This is a genomic window from Sphingomonas sp. Leaf34 (assembly GCF_001421805.1).
Taxonomy (GTDB): domain Bacteria; phylum Pseudomonadota; class Alphaproteobacteria; order Sphingomonadales; family Sphingomonadaceae; genus Sphingomonas.
This window is the reverse complement of record NZ_LMLC01000005.1, coordinates 177,588-193,390: the sequence shown is the minus strand read 5'-3', so window position 1 is coordinate 193,390 and position 15,803 is coordinate 177,588. Positions and strand designations below refer to the sequence as shown.

Sequence of the window (15,803 nt, the reverse complement as noted above, 5' to 3'; positions counted from 1 at the left end):
CGGATATGGACGCGTTGGTGACCACCGAATGGCTGGCAAGCGAACTGGGTGCGAGCGATCTGCGGATCGTCGACGCGACCTATGCCGAGGGACGCGACGCGGCGGCGGAATATGAGGCGGCGCACATCCCCGGCGCGGTGTTCATGAACCTCGCCGAGCTGCGCGACACCGACAGCGACCTGCCCAACATGCTGCCGTCCGCGGAGAAGTTCGCGAGCCGGATGCAGACGCTGGGTTTGGGCGATGGCAGCCGGATCATACTGTACGACAGCTCGCCCTGGCATACTGCGGCGCGCGCATGGTGGATGCTGCGGCTGTTCGGCGCGCATAACGTGGCGATCCTCGACGGCGGGCTGGCCAAATGGCAGGCCGAGGGGCGCGAGACGGCGTCGGGCAAGGAAACGCTGCGGCATCGCCACTTCACGACCTGGGCGGATCTCAAGGGCGTGCGCGATCTTGACCAGATGACGGCGAACGTCGAAAGCGGCGCGGAGCAGGTGCTCGACGCACGCTCGGCGGCGCGCTTTACCGGTGCGGAGGAAGACCCGCGGCCGGGCACCGCGCCGGGACATATTCCGGGTTCAAGCAACCTGCCGCAGGGCGCAGTGTTCAACGCGGACGGCACGTGGAAGACCGGCGCCGCGTTGAAGGCCGAGTTCGACAAGGCGGGCGTCGATCTGTCGAAGCCGCTCGTGATGACCTGCGGCTCCGGCATCACCGCGGCGGTGCTCGCGTTCGGCGCGCATCTGCTCGGCAACGAGGCGGCGCTGTACGACGGCAGCTGGTCCGAATGGGGTGGCGATCCCACGACTCCCAAGGCGACAGGAACGGCATGAGCGAGACGAACAAGTCGGTCGGCGATGCGACCAAGGTCGTTCTCGCCGGTCGTCGCCCTGAATGGACGCAGGGCATCGTCAGCCCGCCGGTCTGGCGCGCCTCGACCATCCTGTACGATTCGGTCGGCCACCTCCGCGACAGCGCGACGCGCGATACGCATCACCGGCTGTTCTACGGCCGCAAGGGGACGCCGACGCAGTGGAGCCTTGCCGATGCGCTCACCTCGCTCGAGCCGGGTGCGGAGGGGACGTTCCTCTATTGCTCGGGCGTCGCGGCGATCGCGGCGGCGTTGCTGTCGGTGCTGTCGCCCGGCGACGAGCTGCTGCTGGTCGACAGCGCCTATGATCCGACGCGCGGGATGGCGGGCGGGCTGCTCAAGCGGTTCGGGATCACGACGCGCTATTACGACCCGATGATCGGCGCGGGCATCGCCGACCTGATCGGCGACAAAACGCGCGCGATCTTCATGGAAAGCCCCGGCTCGCTCAGTTTCGAGGTGCAGGACGTCCCCGAGATCGTCGCCGCCGCGAAGGCGCGGGGGGTGACGACCTTGCTCGACAACACCTGGGCCACCCCGCTGTTCTTCCCCGCGATCGAACGCGGCGTCGACCTCACGATCCTCGCGGGCACGAAATACGTCGTCGGCCATTCGGACGTGATGCTCGGCTCGGTCACCGCCGGCCCCGGGCATTTCAAGAAGCTGCGCGAGACGAGTTTCCAGCTCGGCCAGGTCGCGAGCCCCGACGATTGCTGGCTCGGCAGCCGCGGCTTGCGCACGATGGCGGTCCGCCTCGCGCAGCACCAGTCGAGCGCGCTCCAGATCGCCAAGTGGCTCCAGGCGCGTTCCGAGGTCGCGCAGGTGCTCCATCCGGCGCTCCCCGATTGCCCCGGCCACGACCTGTTCGTCCGCGACTTCAAGGGATCGAGCGGGCTGTTCTCGTTCGTGCTGAACGGCGGCGACGAGGCGGCGCGCGCTGCGCTGATCGACAAGCTAGAGCTGTTCGGGATTGGCTATAGCTGGGGCGGGTTCGAAAGCCTCGCCATCCCCGCCGACCCGCAGCGGTACCGCAGCGTCACCAGACGCGACGCGGCGGGGCCGATGGTCCGTCTCCAGATCGGCCTCGAAGACCCCGTCGACCTCATGACCGATCTCGAAGCAGGGCTGGCCGCGTTCGCAGTCGCGCGGGGGTAAGCGCAAATACCCTTGCAAGTGCGTGCTCGGTTCGACGCGATGCGCGCGCGCGTGTCGCGCATCACTGTGGCTGTTGCGCAACATCCGTGTCGTCAATCCCACGGTTGGCGCAATATTATCTTGTGCGGCCGGCGCTCCGCTGTCACATGTTGGTCATCGCAAGGAAAGACCGCACTCGGAGGGCACGCCCTTGATAGATGCGGCGTCCGCGGTTGCAGGCGGGGACATCGCATTTCCAGTATCGAAAGGGAAACGATGCGCTTCACCACACTTCTTCTCGGCGGCATCGCACTGGCCGCTGCTACCCCCGCGTTCGCACAGGACGAGGCGACCGCACCGCCCAAGGACATTACCGTCTCGGGCTCGGTCGGGCTGGTCAGCGACTATCGCTTTCGCGGCGTGTCTCAGTCGGACGAGAATCTCGCCGTGCAGGGCGGCATCACCATCGCGCACAAGAGCGGGCTGTACATCGGCACCTGGGGATCGAACCTGGCGGGCTGGGGTACGTTCGGCGGCGCGAACATGGAGCTCGACCTGATCGCGGGCTACAAGCTGCCCGTCGGCGGCGGCGGGACACTCGACGTCGGGGCGACGTGGTACATGTACCCGTCGGGCTTCAACAACACCGACTTCATCGAACCCTATGCCAAGCTGTCGGGCACCGCCGGACCTGTCGCGCTGACCGCTGGCGTCGCCTATGCGCCCAAGCAGCAGGCGCTGGGGCCGTGGTACAGCAGCGGCGCCTCGGTGGCGGTCGGCTATGACCGCGTCAACGCCAAGGACAGCAACCTGTATCTGTGGGGCGACGTCAGCAGCGGTATTCCCAACACCGGGCTGACCGTGAAGGGGCATGTCGGCTATTCGAACGGCAACAAGGGGCTCGGGCCGTTCGCGACCAGCGTGTCGCCGACCGGCGAGTATTTCGACTGGCTGCTCGGCGCAGACTATGTGATCCCGTCGACCCCGCTGACGCTTGGCGTTGCGTATGTCGATACCGACATCGGCAAGGGCGAGTCGGCCTATCTCCAGCCGAGCTTCAGCCGCGGGCAGGACGGCAATGGCTCGATCGCCAACGGCAAGGTGCTCGTCTCGCTCACCGCGGCGTTCTGAACGGTTTCGGAAGACGGCGCTCCTGACCCTTGCGTCCCCGCGAAGGCGGGGACCCAGACTGGGCTCCCGCCTTCGCGGGAGAACAAGAGGGCGAGATGAAACTTGCGGACTTCGTCGCGAGAGAACAAGGCGCGCGCCGAGACTTCCCAACTCTTTCGGGAGAACACGGGAGCCGCGCCGAGACTTCCCAACCCGTCACCCCAGCGAACGCTGGGGTATCTCTCGGGGCAGATGACGTCTGCCACAGGGGGAGATCCCAGCGCGCGCTGGGATGACGGTGGGGTGGGCCCTTCCCGACGAGGGACCAAGCCTTACGGAGCAAGTCTTACCGGCACAAAAAAAGGGCGGCTCCCGCGCGGGAGCCGCCCTTTTTCGTTCGTCGCGATCAGTTCGCGGTGGTGCGCGCGTCCTGGCCGTCGCCCTCTGGCGCAGCGACGATGTCGCGCGTCGTCGAGCCCTTGTCCACGACCGTCGTGCCCGGATCGCCCGCGCTCGATCGGATGCCGGGATCGTCGCTGTCCGCGCCGGCATTGGCGACGACCCCCGATTCCGCCGGGCTGCGCGCGGCGGCGCCGCCGAACAGCGCGTCGAGCGTCTGCGCGTTGGCGGCGGTATCCTGCGGGCGGGCGGCACCCGGCTGCGGCGGGACCAGCGCGAAGTCGGGCGGGATCACGAGCGGGGCCTGGCGCGCTACGGCGAACTCGTCCGGGCGCGCACGGTCGAGGCTTCGGCCTGCGCCGCAACCGGACAGGAGGGCGACGCTCGCCAGACCGGCAGCCAGGGGTACGAACTTACGCATGGGAATTCTCCACAGGGGGCTTCTCGCGCACGAGCAGCGCCCGAACAAGCAGGACGAGCACGCCGACAGTAATCGCTGCATCGGCGACATTGAAGACCAAAAACGGACGCCACTCGCCGATGTGTAGGTCGGCGAAATCGACGACATAGCCGAGCCGGATCCGGTCGAGGATGTTGCCGATCGCGCCGCCGAGTACGAAGCCCAGCGCGACCTGATCGGCCGGGTTCTTCTCGCGCGTCATCCACACCGCGACGCCGACCGCGATCGCGCCGGTCAGCAGCACCAGCGCCCAGCGCGTCAGGTGGCCGTCGGCGGGGAGCAGCCCGAGCGAGATGCCGATATTCGGCACGAACCGCAGGTCGAAGAACGACGTGATCGTCTGCGAATCGCCGAGCGTATCGATCCCGAGCAGCTTCGTCACCGCCCATTTGCTCAGCTGGTCGGCGAGGAAGAGCGCGGCGGCGGCGGCGAACCCCACCTTGGGGAGGTTACGCATGCGCCACGACCCCTTCGCAGCGATCGCATAGCTCGCCATCGACCTTCACCTCGGGAAGGTGGCGCCAGCAGCGGCCGCATTTGTGGAAGTCGGTGCGCGTCACGGTAACCGTGTCGCCGGGCGTGACCTTGGCGACGATGAACGCCTCGGCCAGCGCGTCGGCGTCGAGCAGCATCGCGGGGACGGTGACTTCGGCCTCAAGGCTGGAGCGGACCGTCTTCTCGCGGCGCAGCGGCTCGATCGCCTCGGTGACGGCCACGCGCAACTCGCGGATCTCACGCCACTTGCTGCCGACCACGTCGTCCGCGTCGAGCGACGGGAGCGACGGCCATTCGAGGTAATGCACCGAACTGTCGTCGCTCGGGAACCTCGCCTGCCAGACTTCCTCCGCGGTGAAGCAGAGCACCGGTGCGGCGTAGCGGACCAGCGCGTGGAACAGCACGTCGAGGACGGTACGGTACGACCGTCGCTTCACATCGTCCGACGCATCGCAATAGAGCGAATCCTTGCGGATATCGAAGAAGAACGCGGACAGATCCTCGTTCGCGAAGTCGGTCAGCAGGCGCGTGTAGCGGTTGAACTCATACGCTTCGGCCGCCTGGCGCAGTTCGGTGTCGATCATCCGCAAGCGGTGGAGGACGTAGCGCTCCAGCTCGGGCATGTCGGAAACCGCGACGCGCTCCGACTCCTCGAAGCCTTCGAGCGCGCCAAGCATGTAGCGGAACGTGTTGCGCAGTTTGCGATATGCGTCGGAGGCGGTGGCGAGCACCTCCTTGCCGATCTTCACGTCGTCGAAATAGTCGGTCGAGGCGACCCACATGCGCAGGATGTCCGCGCCGCTCTCGCCGATGATCTTCAAGGGATCGACGACGTTGCCGAGGCTCTTCGACATCTTCCGGCCCTGGCCGTCGAGCGCGAAGCCGTGCGTGAGCACCGCGTCGTACGGTGCGCGACCACGCGTGCCGCACGATTCCAGCAGCGACGATTGGAACCAGCCGCGATGCTGGTCCGAGCCTTCGAGATACAGGTTCGCGCGGGTGCCTTCGCCGTAGCGCGCCTCGACGGTGAAGACGTGCGTGCAGCCCGAATCGAACCAGACGTCGAGGATGTCCTTCACGACCTCATAGTCGGCGAGCGCGTAGTCGGGGCCGAGCAGCGCCTGGTGGCCGTCGGCATACCACGCATCCGCGCCGTTCTCGCGAAAGGCTTCGACGATGCGCGCGTTGACCGCGGGGTCATTCAGATACTGGCCGGTGGCGCGGTTGACGAACAGCGCGATGGGGACGCCCCAGGCGCGCTGGCGCGAGATGACCCAGTCGGGTCGGCCCTGCACCATCGACGTGATCCGGTTTTCGGAGCGCGCGGGGATCCAGGTGGTCGCGGCGATCGCGTCGAGCGCGATTTCGCGGAGCGTGGCGCCGTTGCTCGACCCAGGCCCTTCGACTTCGCTCAGGGCGAACGGGGTGGGTGTGGATGCATCCCCAACCCCGTTCGTGCTGAGCGCAGTCGAAGCACCTTCGGTCCCGACCGATGAAGGCGCATCCATCGGGATGAACCATTGCGGGGTCGCGCGGAAGATCACCTTGGCCTTCGAGCGCCACGAATGCGGGTAGCTGTGCTTGAAGTCGTCGCTCGCCGCGAGCAGCGCGCCGGTCGCGCGCAGATCGGTGCAGATCGGACCGTCGGCGGCCACGAACTTCTTGTTGATGACCGACCCTTGCCCGCCGAGCCAGGCCCAGTCGGCGCGGTACATCCCCGCGCCGTCGACCGCGAAGACCGGGTCGATGCCGTATTGCTTGCAGAGCTCGAAATCGTCCTCGCCGTGGTCCGGCGCCATGTGGACGAGCCCGGTGCCCGCGTCGGTCGTGACGAAGTCGCCGGGTAGGAACGGGCGCGGCTTTGCGAAGAACCCGCCGCGCGCGTGCATCGGGTGGCGTGCTGTGGCGTCGGCGAGGTCGGATCCTCGAACTGTTTTCACGACGTTCGCCCAAACGCCATACGTCGAACCGCCAGCAAGCGGTGCTGAGATGCGCTTCAGTTCCTCTCGGAGACGAGCCTCAAGGGATGGGACCAGAGACGACGCGACAATGAACTGCTTTTCCCACAAATTCCGAAACGGATGATTGGCTAGTTCTGTTTCAAGACTGGCCATGCCAACGACGCCAGCGTTGTAGCCAAGGTCTACCAAAGCATACTCGATCTCAGGCCCATAGCTCAGCGCCTGGTTCACCGGGATCGTCCACGGCGTCGTCGTCCAGATCACCGCATAGGCGCCCTCCAGCTCACGAGCGTTCGGCGCGTCGACGATCTCGAACGCGACGTCGATCTGAGTCGAGACGATGTCCTCATACTCGACCTCGGCCTCGGCCAGCGCGGTCTTTTCCACCGGCGACCACATTACGGGCTTGGCGCCGCGGTACAGCTGGCCGCTCTCGGCGAACTTGAGCAGCTCGCCGACGATCGTCGCCTCGGCGTCGTATTTCATCGTCAGGTACGGATCGGCCCAGTCGCCCATCACGCCGAGCCGCTCGAACTCGCCCTTCTGCACGGCAACCCATTTTTCGGCATAGGCACGGCATTCGGCGCGGAACTGGTCGACGGGGACGTCGTCCTTGTTCAGCTTCTTGGCACGATACGCTTCCTCGACCTTCCACTCGATCGGCAGGCCGTGGCAGTCCCAGCCGGGGACATAGGGTGCGTCCTTGCCCATCAAGGATTGCGAGCGGACGATGATGTCCTTCAGCACCTTGTTCATGGCGTGACCCATGTGGATGTCGCCGTTCGCGTAGGGGGGGCCGTCGTGCAGGATGAACCGCTCGCGCCCGAGCCGCTGTTCGCGCAGCCGGTCGTAGATGCCGAGTTTCGCCCAGCGCTCGAGGATCGCCGGCTCCTTGGCGGCGAGGCCCGCCTTCATCGGGAAGTCGGTCTTCGGCAGGAAGACGGTGTCGCGGTAATCGCGGGCGGGCGCAGGAGTATCGGTCATAAGTGGGCCGGGCTGTAGCCGAGCGGAGGACGCGTTGCCATCCCCCCTCCCACCTCTGCCGTCACCCCAACGAAAGCCCGGATCTCGTGCGGCGGGGCCCGGTTCCATGACCGGGATACGCCAGCTTTCCGTGGTGTGACGGTATGAGGCAAATGGCGGCGACGGATTGAGGTAAGTCTAGCGCGCCAAAATCGCGCGTGCCCGCGCACAATCGGCATCCATTTGCGTCATCAGCGCGTCGAGGTTGTCGAACTTGGCCTCCGGCCGGAGATAGGCGATCAGCGAGACCTCGATCGTCTGGCCGTACAGATCCTCCGAGAAATCGAAGAAATACGGCTCCAGCAATTCCTTCGGCGGGTCGAAGCTGGGGCGGATGCCGAGATTGGCGGCGCCCTTCAGCACGCGGCCATCCTCCAGTCGCGCGGTGACCGCGTAAATCCCGTAGGCGGGGCGGAGATATTTGCCCATGTCCACGTTCGCGGTGGGGTAGCCGATCGTTCGGCCGACCTTGTCACCGTGCTGCACCACGCCCTGGATCGCGAACGGGCGGGTGAGGAGGCGCGTCGCGGTCGCCATGTCGCCGGCGCGCAGCGCGTCGCGGATACGGGTCGAGGATACGGTCTCGTCGTTCAGCGACACCGCGGCGACCGACACCGCGCGAAAGCCGTGCGCTGGGCCGTGCGACGCCAGCGTGTGGACCGTGCCGGCCTTGCCCTTGCCGAAGGTGAAATCCTCGCCGGTAACGACGCCGCCGACGCGGAGATTATCCCCCAGCCGCTTAGCGATGAACTCCTCGGCGGTCAGCGCGGCGAGATCGCCGTCGAAATGGAACACCACCATCGCATCGGCACCCGCCTCGGCGAACAGCCGTTCGCGCTGGTCGAGCGTGGTCAGGCGGAAGTGGGGCGCGTCGGGGCGGAAATGGCGAACCGGGTGCGGGTCGAAGGTGGCGACGAGCGCCGGGCGGCCCTCCGCCTTCGCCCACGCGATCGCGCGCGCGACGACCGCCTGGTGACCGAGGTGAAATCCATCGAAGTTGCCTAGCGCGACGATCCCGCCCGCAAGCTGCGAAGGAATGGCCGCGCCGCCGTCGAGCCGCTGCATGGGGGCGGGCTATAGGGGCGAGGAAGGGGGCACGCTACACCTCTTGTTCCCCGCGCCTTGTTCTCCCGCGAAGGCGGCAGCCCCGTCTGGACTCCCGCCTTCGCGGGAGTCGTGCCCTTACCGGCGGGTGAGGGTGACGAAACTGAAGGCGGGGCGCTGCTTTTCGCCTGCATGGTCTTCGCGGGCGATCTCGTGCCAGCCCTCGAACGCGGGGACGATGGCGTCGCCTTCGGGTTCGTCGTGGACTTCGGTGAGTTCGATCCGGTCCGCATGCGGGAGCAGCTGCGCATAGATCTGCGCGCCGCCGATCACTGCGACGTCGTCGCCGGCCAACGCGAGCGCCTCGTCGATCGAGTGCGCTACCTCCGCACCATCGGCGTGCCAGTGGCCGCGCGTGAGCACGATGTGGCGGCGGCCGGGAAGCGGGCTGGGGAAGCTCTCGAACGTTTTCCGGCCCATCACCATCGGCTTGCCCATGGTCAGCGCCTTGAAGCGCTTCAGGTCGGCGGGGAGGCGCCAGGGGAGCTGGCCGTCGCGGCCGATGACGCCGTTGCTGGCGCGGGCGATGTAGAAGGTGATCATGCGGACATCATGCCGGATCGGGGGGCTGGGGGCTACTCCCCCGTATAGGGTGGCACCCCAGCCTCCTCCACCCCGGCCTTCGCCGGGGTGGTGGTGAAGGGATCAGTTCGGGGCGTGTTCCTTCACATACGCCTCGGGATCCTTCTCAACGACCTTCACGCCGTTCAGGTGGTTCGCCTCGAACGCCGCGAACCGGACGCCCAGCTCGTGCCGCTCTTCCAGCGTCGCATGCTTGCGGAAGTCGGTCAGGCCCTGGCGCTCTTCCTCGGCGAGGTGATCGCTGTTCGCCTTGTTGCACTCGCCGACCGCCTCGAACCACGCGTCCGAGCCGACCGGGTGCTTGTCGACCGCTTCGCCGGTCTCGCGAATGTCGTTGTGATCCTCGATCGCGTCCTCGGTCTCCTCGGCCGCCGAGTCGGCGTCGTTGCCGCCGGTGCCGATCTTCATCAGCCGCGGGTAGAAGAATCGCTCTTCCGCCTCGGCATGCGCGTCGAGCAGGTTCTTGAGGCGGGTCCACAGTGCCGACAGCGCCTCGGTATCCTTGGCGTCGATCGAATCGATCTGCGCGAACAGCGCACGCTGCTGCGCGTGTTCGTCGAGGATGAGCTGGGTGATGTCCATGATAGGCCTTCCGAATAGGTTCGGACGGTCAACCGTGCGGACGGCACCCAGTTCCTATTGCGATTCGCTCTCTGTTCAGACGGCGACGGGCGCTTTGATGTGCGGCTGCGCGACATAGTCGTGGAGCACGAAATCCTCATACTCATACGCGTCGATCGAGTCCGGCTTGCGGACGATATCGAGCCGCGGGAGCGGGCCGGGGTCGCGGCTCAACTGCAGCCGCGCCTGCTCGAGATGGTTCGCATAGAGATGGCAGTCGCCGCCGGTCCAGATGAACTCACCGACCTCGAGCCCGCATTGCTGCGCAAGGATGTGCGTCAACAATGCATAGCTGGCGATATTGAACGGCACGCCGAGGAAGATGTCGCCCGAGCGCTGATAGAGCTGGAGCGACAGCTTGCCGTTCGCGACGTGAGTCTGGAACAGGCAGTGGCACGGCGCGAGCGCCATCGCATGCAGGTCGCCCGGATTCCACGCGCTGACGATCTGGCGGCGCGAGGCGGGGTTGGTCCTGATCTGGTCGATCAGCGCGGCGATCTGGTCGATATGGCGGCCGTCGGCGGTCGCCCAGTCGCGCCACTGCTTGCCATAGACCGGGCCAAGATCGCCGGCCTCGTCCGCCCATTCGTCCCAGATCGCGACCTTGCGCTCCTGCAGCCAGCGGACATTGGTGTCGCCGCGCAGGAACCACAGAAGCTCGACGATGATCGAGCGGAGGTGGAGCTTCTTGGTCGTGAGGACAGGGAAGCCCGCCGCGAGATCGAACCGCATCTGCGCGCCGAAGACGCTCAGCGTGCCGGTGCCGGTGCGGTCCATCGTCTCGACGCCGGTCGAGAGCACGCGGTCCATGAGGTCAAGATATTGGCGCATTGGGCCTGCGTAGCGGCGGGGGGGCGGGGGCTCAAGCGGATGTAGTTGCGCGTGTGGTCGCGAATGGCGCGGGGCAGGCTGATCCGTGCCGCCATCGCCCGAGCCTTTGCGTTCTGTCACCGACCTTGCCACCGCGTGTGCGCTGTTCGCGGGGTTGGGTGAGGCCTGCGTCGAGATGGCGGCGGTCGCGTATCTTGATCCGAATCGGAGGCTTCTGGGCCTGCGGCATATCGTCGGGGGGAGGGACCATGTCGCGATCTCGATCCGGACGGTCGCGGCCGATGCGTTGGCGTTCGATGCGGCCGGCGTGGTGATCGCGCACAACCATCCCAGCGGGGATGCGACGCCGAGCGCGCGCGACCTGGCGTTCACGCGCGCGCTGGCGGCGGCGTTGCGGACGCTGGAGGTGGTGTTGCTCGACCATCTGGTGATCGCTGGGGGCAAGGTCACGAGCCTGCGGGCGATGGGCGTCGTGTGAGCGACGGGTCTTCTATCCGGCACCACCCCGGCGGAGGCCGGAGCCCAATTGGGGATGGTGCTAACGGAGTCCAGTACGCAGTTACTGCGACCTCTCCACTTCGGCCCCGGCCTCCGCCGGGGTGGTGCATCTGGTTCGGTCAGGGCCGAAGCCAAAACTCACTGCAAGCGACACCCCCGGATTGCCTCCGGCGCCGGCCGCGGCCCGGTCGCGCGGAACGTCGCGAGATAGCCGCCGGCCGACGGCATCTCGTCCATATCGACCTGCGTGTATCCCACCGCGGCGAACTCGCACTTCAGCAACGCCGGCGGCGTCCCGTGGTCCTGCGTCGGGCGGTTCGCATCGACCACCACGACCAGCCCGTCGGGCTTCAGCGACGGTCGCAACCGCCACAGGAACTCGTAGGGCTGCTCGATCTCGTGATACATGTGCACCATCACCACCCTGTCGAAGCTTGCATCGGGCAGCTTCGGGTCGTTCGCCTCGCCCAGCTTCACGCTGACGTTCGCCAGATCCTCGCGCGCGACCCGCTCCGCCAGCTGGTCGCGGACGCTCGCGACGATGTCCTCGGCCAGCACGCGTCCGTCCTTGCCGACACGGGCGGCCATGCGAATCGTGTAATAGCCTTCGCCCGCGCCGATGTCCGCGACCGTCATGCCCTTGCGGATCTCGGCCTTGTTCATGACCTCGCCCGCCTCGTTGAGCCGGTCGCGCGCCTCCTCGTTCGACCAGCGCGCCGAGACGATCGACGCGACCGGCCGATCGGCGGCGGGGAACGCCAGTTGCTTCGGCTCGCGCTTGATCAGCGGCTTGCTGCCATCGCAGGCCGCAAGCAGGAAAACCGGCGACAGCATCAGGGCAAGGGCACCCCTCAGCCTCAATCGACGTCCTCCACCTCGACCGCCTCGCCTGTCACGCGCTGCGACAATGCCGCGGCCATGAACAGCTCGAGATCGCCGTCGAGCACGTCCGACGGGCTGGTCGAGACGACCCCGGTGCGGAGGTCTTTCACCATCTGGTACGGCTGAAGCACGTAGCTGCGGATCTGGTGGCCCCAGCCGATATCGGTCTTGCCCGCATTCTCGGCATTGGCGGCAGCTTCGCGGATCGCCAGTTCACGCTCGTACAGACGCGCACGGAGCTGGTTATACGCCTCGGCCTTGTTCTTGTGCTGCGATCGCTGGTTCTGGCACTGGACGACGATGCCGGTTGGCACGTGCGTGATACGCACCGCGGAATCGGTCGTGTTGATGTGCTGACCGCCGGCGCCGCTCGCGCGGTACGTGTCGATGCGCAGGTCGCTTTCGTTGTATTCGACCTCGATATTGTCGTCGACGACCGGATAGACCCAGACGCTGGCGAACGAGGTGTGGCGGCGTGCGGCCGAGTCGTAGGGGCTGATCCGGACGAGGCGGTGGACGCCGCTCTCGGTCTTGGCATAGCCATACGCATTCTCGCCTTTCAGCAGCAGCGTGGCGGACTTGATGCCCGCCTGCTCGCCCGAATGCTGGTCGATCAGCTCGACCTTCAGCCCGTGGCGTTCGCCCCAGCGCGAATACATCCGGCTGAGCATCCCCGCCCAGTCCTGGCTCTCGGTGCCGCCGGCGCCGGCGTTGACCTCGATATAGGTGTCGTTGCCATCGGCCTCGCCCGCGAGCAGCGCCTTGATCTTGTCCTTGTCGGCACGCGCGGCGAGTTCGGCGAGCGCGGCGACGCCGTCCGCCTCCATCGCGGTGTCGCCCTCGGCCTCGGCCATCTCGATCAGCTCGGACGTGTCTGCCAGCTCGCTCTCGATCGCGCGGGTCGCGCCGATCGCCTCGTCGAGCCGACGACGCTCGCGCATCACCTCCTGCGCGGCCTTGGGATCGGACCAGAGCGCCTGATCCTCGACGCGCGCGTTCAGCTCGTCGAGACGACGCAGCGCGCGGTCCCAGTCGAGGAAGCGGCGCAGCAAGGCCAGCGCGTCTTTGATGGTGTCTACGTGAGCCTGCGCTTCGGCGCGCATGGGTATTCTCCAAAATGTCCGTCATCCCTGCAGACGCCGGGATCCCCGTTCGCGAGCGCGCGGGTGTAGGCAGAGATTCCAGCGTACGCTGGGATGACGATGTAGGAACTGCGCTAGTAGATTCCGCCTTCTCTTTGCAAGAAATCGCTGTCGCGCGGCGCTTCGGCCTTCTTCACGGCGACTGTCGCGGCGGCCGCCGGGGCGGGGCCTGCGCGGCGTGCGGCTCGGCGCGGTTCGCTTTCGGGCTTGAACGCTTCCCAGATCACCGCGGGCTTGGGATCGTCGGTGTTGGGCCATGTGCCGTAGACGGGACGCCCGCTCGCGCGATCGATCCGGACCATGCGGATGCCCGCCGGCGCGCGGAACGGCAGCTTGGGCAGATCCTCATACGCCTTGACCGCAAACTGTTTGAAGATCGGTGCGGCGAGCGTGCCGCCCTGTGCGGCCCCGCCCAGGTTCCGCGGCGTGTCGAAGCCGATATACAGCCCGCCGACGAACTGCGGCGTGCCGCCGATGAACCACACGTCGGTCGGGCCATTGTTGGTCCCGGTCTTGCCGAACATCGGCCGGTCGAGATCGCGCAGCGTCACCGCGGTACCGCGCTGGACGACGCCTTCGGTGATATGGACCATTTGGTACGCGGTCATCGCGTCGAGCACCTGGCGCTGGCGCGTGACCGGACGCGGCATCGGCTTGCCGTCCCAGTCGGGGGCGTTGCAGCGGTCGCAGGCGCGCCAGTTCTCGGGCCAGATCACCTTGCCGTGACGATCCTGGACGAAGTCGATCAGAGAGGGCGGCCCGCCCTTGCCGTTGTTCGCGAGGATCGAATAGGCGTTGACCATCCGTCCCACCGTCGTCTCGCCCGCACCCAGCGCGAACGAGAGATAGGGCGCATAGTCGCCGACGCCCATCTTCTTGATGGTGGCGACGACCTTCGGCATCCCGGTCTGCGCGGCGGTGCGCACCGTCATCAGGTTGCGCGACTGCTCGATGCCCCAGCGCATCGTGTGCGGCCCGGCACCGCGCGAATTGCCGAAGTTGCGGAAGCATTTCTGCCCAAGCCGCGCGCCCTGATAGACGCAGAACGGCCCGTCGACGATGATCGAGGCGGGCGTCATGCCGTTGTCGAGCGCGGCGGAATAGACGATCGGCTTGATCGTCGATCCCGGCTGCCGCATCGCCTGCGTCGCGCGGTTGAACGCCTGCAACCGGTCGTCGAACCCGCCCTGCATCGCCAGCACGCGGCCCGATGCGGGCTCCTCGACGACGAACGCGCCCGACACCTTGGGAATAGCGCGCAACGAGAAGTCGCTGCCGTCGGGCGCCACCGCGATGATGTCACCCGTCTTGATCGCGCCGAACGCGTTGCCGCCCTTGCCGCGCACCGCCATCTGCGCGGCATAGCGCGGCAGCGTGCCGGTCTTGCCGGTGCGGAAGCCGAGGCTCCAGGCGTTGCCGTCCTTGCCCGTCACGATCGCCGCGACCCAGTCGCGGTAATCCAGCGCGATATTGCTGTTGAGCAGCGGCTGGAGCCAGTTGTCATCCTCGATATCGACATGGCGAATGGGGCCGTTCCAGCCGCGCCCGCTGTCGAACCGCACCAGGCCATCACGAAGCGCCTGCTGCGCGAGATCCTGCAACTTCGCGTCGAACGAGGTCCGCACCCATAGCCCGCCCGAATAGACGCTGTACGGGCCGTCCTTCGCGTTCTCGCCGAACTTCGCCATCAGCTGGCGGCGGACCTCCTCGACGAAATAGCCGCCGACGCTCTCGAACTTGGGCGTGCGACGCAACACCGCACCCAGCGGCTCGGCATTCGCCTGGTCATGCTGCGCCCGCGTGATGAAGCCGTTGTCGAGCATCCGGTTGAGTACGTAGTTGCGGCGGATCATCGCGCGCTCGGCATTGCGCACCGGATCATAGTTCGACGGACCCTTGGGCAGGATCGCGAGATACGCCATCTGCGCGAGATCGAGCTGGTCGAGCTCCTTGTCGAAATAGGCATGGCTCGCCGCCTCGACGCCGAACGCGTTGCGACCAAGCGCGATCTGGTTGAGATAGAGCTCGAGGATCTGCTGCTTGGTCAGCGTATCCTCGATCTTGTACGCCAGCACCGCCTCGCGCAGTTTGCGCGATGGCGAATAGGCGTTGCCGATCAACAGGTTCTTCGCGACCTGCTGCGTGATCGTCGATCCGCCCTTGGCGCGCTTGCCGGTGCCGAGCTTGGTCGCGTAATCATAGACCGCGCCCGCAAGACCGGGATAGTCGACGCCGTGATGCTCGAAGAACGACTTGTCCTCCGCGGCGAGGAACGCCTTCACCAGCAGCGGCGGATATTCGGCATAGCTGAGCTCGACGCGGCGTTCGCGCGCATAGCTGTGGATCGGCGCGCCATCGATCCCGCGGACGTTGGTCGGCAACGGCGGCTCGTAGGTGCGCAGCGTATCGACCGACGGCAGGTCGCGGATGACCGCGAGCCAGAACGCGAAGATCGCGACGAAACCGAGCACGACCAGCGCGAGCGCGGCCTTGGTCCAGCGGCTTGCCCAGGCGCGCGACAACCCGCCCCGCAACCTGTCGGTGGTGCGGCGGGTCGCCGTCGTCGGATTGGGGGAGGGGTCGGACGCCATAAATATTGGCGTCGCATCTAGCAGGTTCCCGGGCGCTTGCCAGCCTTCGGTGGCGCAGGGGTGGGCCAGTCGCCGTCGCCGAAGCCGATCGCAAGC

At 66.9% G+C, this 15,803-nt stretch carries 14 protein-coding genes; 4 read left to right on the top strand and 10 right to left on the bottom strand.

Annotation, left to right across the window (positions count from 1 at the left end):
- The first annotated feature begins 5 nt into the window (after positions 1-5).
- The 3 genes from ASF00_RS15335 to ASF00_RS15325 all read left to right on the top strand — a co-directional run bounded on the left by ASF00_RS15335 (position 6) and on the right by ASF00_RS15325 (position 3,139).
- Entirely contained in the window at positions 6-836 is an 831-nt protein-coding gene (locus tag ASF00_RS15335) for a sulfurtransferase (protein ID WP_055881212.1), read from the top strand.
- Positions 833-2,029, top strand: coding sequence for a cystathionine beta-lyase (gene metC / locus ASF00_RS15330; protein ID WP_055881209.1), 1,197 nt, complete (start codon positions 833-835; stop codon positions 2,027-2,029). The genes ASF00_RS15335 and metC overlap by 4 nt, the downstream gene beginning before the upstream one ends.
- A gap of 255 nt (positions 2,030-2,284) precedes the next feature.
- On the top strand, positions 2,285-3,139 hold the full coding sequence (locus ASF00_RS15325) for a TorF family putative porin (RefSeq protein ID WP_055881207.1): 855 nt from the start codon (positions 2,285-2,287) through the stop codon (positions 3,137-3,139).
- Between the two features lie 385 nt (positions 3,140-3,524).
- Here ASF00_RS15325 and ASF00_RS15320 read toward each other — a convergent pair whose 3' ends face one another.
- The 7 genes from ASF00_RS15320 to ASF00_RS15290 all read right to left on the bottom strand — a co-directional run bounded on the left by ASF00_RS15320 (position 3,525) and on the right by ASF00_RS15290 (position 10,594).
- Positions 3,525-3,938, bottom strand: a complete 414-nt coding sequence (locus ASF00_RS15320; RefSeq protein WP_055881204.1) for a DUF3035 domain-containing protein — start codon at positions 3,936-3,938, stop codon at positions 3,525-3,527.
- A complete protein-coding gene (gene lspA, locus ASF00_RS15315; protein ID WP_055882336.1) occupies positions 3,931-4,434 on the bottom strand; it encodes a signal peptidase II in 504 nt (167 codons plus the stop codon). The genes ASF00_RS15320 and lspA overlap by 8 nt, the downstream gene beginning before the upstream one ends.
- A complete protein-coding gene (locus tag ASF00_RS15310; RefSeq protein ID WP_055881202.1) occupies positions 4,427-7,417 on the bottom strand; it encodes an isoleucine--tRNA ligase in 2,991 nt (996 codons plus the stop codon). Before ASF00_RS15310 ends, lspA begins: the two co-directional genes overlap by 8 nt.
- Positions 7,418-7,594: 177 nt before the next feature.
- The gene (locus tag ASF00_RS15305; protein ID WP_055881198.1) at positions 7,595-8,521 is read right to left on the bottom strand and encodes a bifunctional riboflavin kinase/FAD synthetase; all 927 of its coding nucleotides are present in this window, start codon (positions 8,519-8,521) and stop codon (positions 7,595-7,597) included.
- A gap of 117 nt (positions 8,522-8,638) precedes the next feature.
- Positions 8,639-9,103 (bottom strand): dihydrofolate reductase, encoded by a 465-nt coding sequence (locus tag ASF00_RS15300; protein ID WP_055881195.1) that lies wholly within the window; start codon positions 9,101-9,103, stop codon positions 8,639-8,641.
- A gap of 102 nt (positions 9,104-9,205) precedes the next feature.
- Complete coding sequence (locus tag ASF00_RS15295; RefSeq protein WP_031395906.1) at positions 9,206-9,724, bottom strand: hemerythrin domain-containing protein; 519 nt, start codon at positions 9,722-9,724, stop codon at positions 9,206-9,208.
- A 75-nt stretch (positions 9,725-9,799) separates the two neighbouring features.
- A complete protein-coding gene (locus tag ASF00_RS15290; protein ID WP_055881192.1) occupies positions 9,800-10,594 on the bottom strand; it encodes a thymidylate synthase in 795 nt (264 codons plus the stop codon).
- Between the two features lie 106 nt (positions 10,595-10,700).
- On the opposite strand from ASF00_RS15290, the gene ASF00_RS15285 reads away from it, so the two are divergent.
- Positions 10,701-11,072 (top strand): JAB domain-containing protein, encoded by a 372-nt coding sequence (locus ASF00_RS15285; protein ID WP_235525903.1) that lies wholly within the window; start codon positions 10,701-10,703, stop codon positions 11,070-11,072.
- A gap of 158 nt (positions 11,073-11,230) precedes the next feature.
- On the opposite strand, the gene ASF00_RS15280 is transcribed toward ASF00_RS15285, so the two are convergent.
- The 3 genes from ASF00_RS15280 to ASF00_RS15270 form a co-directional block, all read right to left on the bottom strand.
- Positions 11,231-11,926 carry a class I SAM-dependent methyltransferase gene (locus ASF00_RS15280; RefSeq protein WP_055881188.1) on the bottom strand — a complete coding sequence of 232 codons (696 nt, stop codon included), beginning with the start codon at positions 11,924-11,926 and terminating at the stop codon, positions 11,231-11,233.
- A 23-nt stretch (positions 11,927-11,949) separates the two neighbouring features.
- Positions 11,950-13,077 carry a peptide chain release factor 2 gene (gene prfB, locus ASF00_RS15275; RefSeq protein ID WP_055881185.1) on the bottom strand — a complete coding sequence of 376 codons (1,128 nt, stop codon included), beginning with the start codon at positions 13,075-13,077 and terminating at the stop codon, positions 11,950-11,952.
- A gap of 113 nt (positions 13,078-13,190) precedes the next feature.
- Complete coding sequence (locus tag ASF00_RS15270; RefSeq protein ID WP_055881182.1) at positions 13,191-15,707, bottom strand: penicillin-binding protein 1A; 2,517 nt, start codon at positions 15,705-15,707, stop codon at positions 13,191-13,193.
- Between the last annotated feature and the right edge of the window lie 96 nt (positions 15,708-15,803).

Bases quoted from the DNA above. Each gene is read 5' to 3' on its own strand.
- ASF00_RS15335 (WP_055881212.1), top strand. From the start codon at position 6: ATGGACGCGTTGGTGACCACCGAATGGCTGGCAAGCGAACTGGGTGCG.
- metC (WP_055881209.1), top strand. From the start codon at position 833: ATGAGCGAGACGAACAAGTCGGTCGGCGATGCGACCAAGGTCGTTCTC.
- ASF00_RS15325 (WP_055881207.1), top strand. From the start codon at position 2,285: ATGCGCTTCACCACACTTCTTCTCGGCGGCATCGCACTGGCCGCTGCT.
- ASF00_RS15320 (WP_055881204.1), bottom strand. From the start codon at position 3,938: ATGCGTAAGTTCGTACCCCTGGCTGCCGGTCTGGCGAGCGTCGCCCTC.
- lspA (WP_055882336.1), bottom strand. From the start codon at position 4,434: ATGCGTAACCTCCCCAAGGTGGGGTTCGCCGCCGCCGCCGCGCTCTTC.
- ASF00_RS15310 (WP_055881202.1), bottom strand. From the start codon at position 7,417: ATGACCGATACTCCTGCGCCCGCCCGCGATTACCGCGACACCGTCTTC.
- ASF00_RS15305 (WP_055881198.1), bottom strand. From the start codon at position 8,521: ATGCAGCGGCTCGACGGCGGCGCGGCCATTCCTTCGCAGCTTGCGGGC.
- ASF00_RS15300 (WP_055881195.1), bottom strand. From the start codon at position 9,103: ATGATCACCTTCTACATCGCCCGCGCCAGCAACGGCGTCATCGGCCGC.
- ASF00_RS15295 (WP_031395906.1), bottom strand. From the start codon at position 9,724: ATGGACATCACCCAGCTCATCCTCGACGAACACGCGCAGCAGCGTGCG.
- ASF00_RS15290 (WP_055881192.1), bottom strand. From the start codon at position 10,594: ATGCGCCAATATCTTGACCTCATGGACCGCGTGCTCTCGACCGGCGTC.
- ASF00_RS15280 (WP_055881188.1), bottom strand. From the start codon at position 11,926: ATGCTGTCGCCGGTTTTCCTGCTTGCGGCCTGCGATGGCAGCAAGCCG.
- prfB (WP_055881185.1), bottom strand. From the start codon at position 13,077: ATGCGCGCCGAAGCGCAGGCTCACGTAGACACCATCAAAGACGCGCTG.
- ASF00_RS15270 (WP_055881182.1), bottom strand. From the start codon at position 15,707: ATGGCGTCCGACCCCTCCCCCAATCCGACGACGGCGACCCGCCGCACC.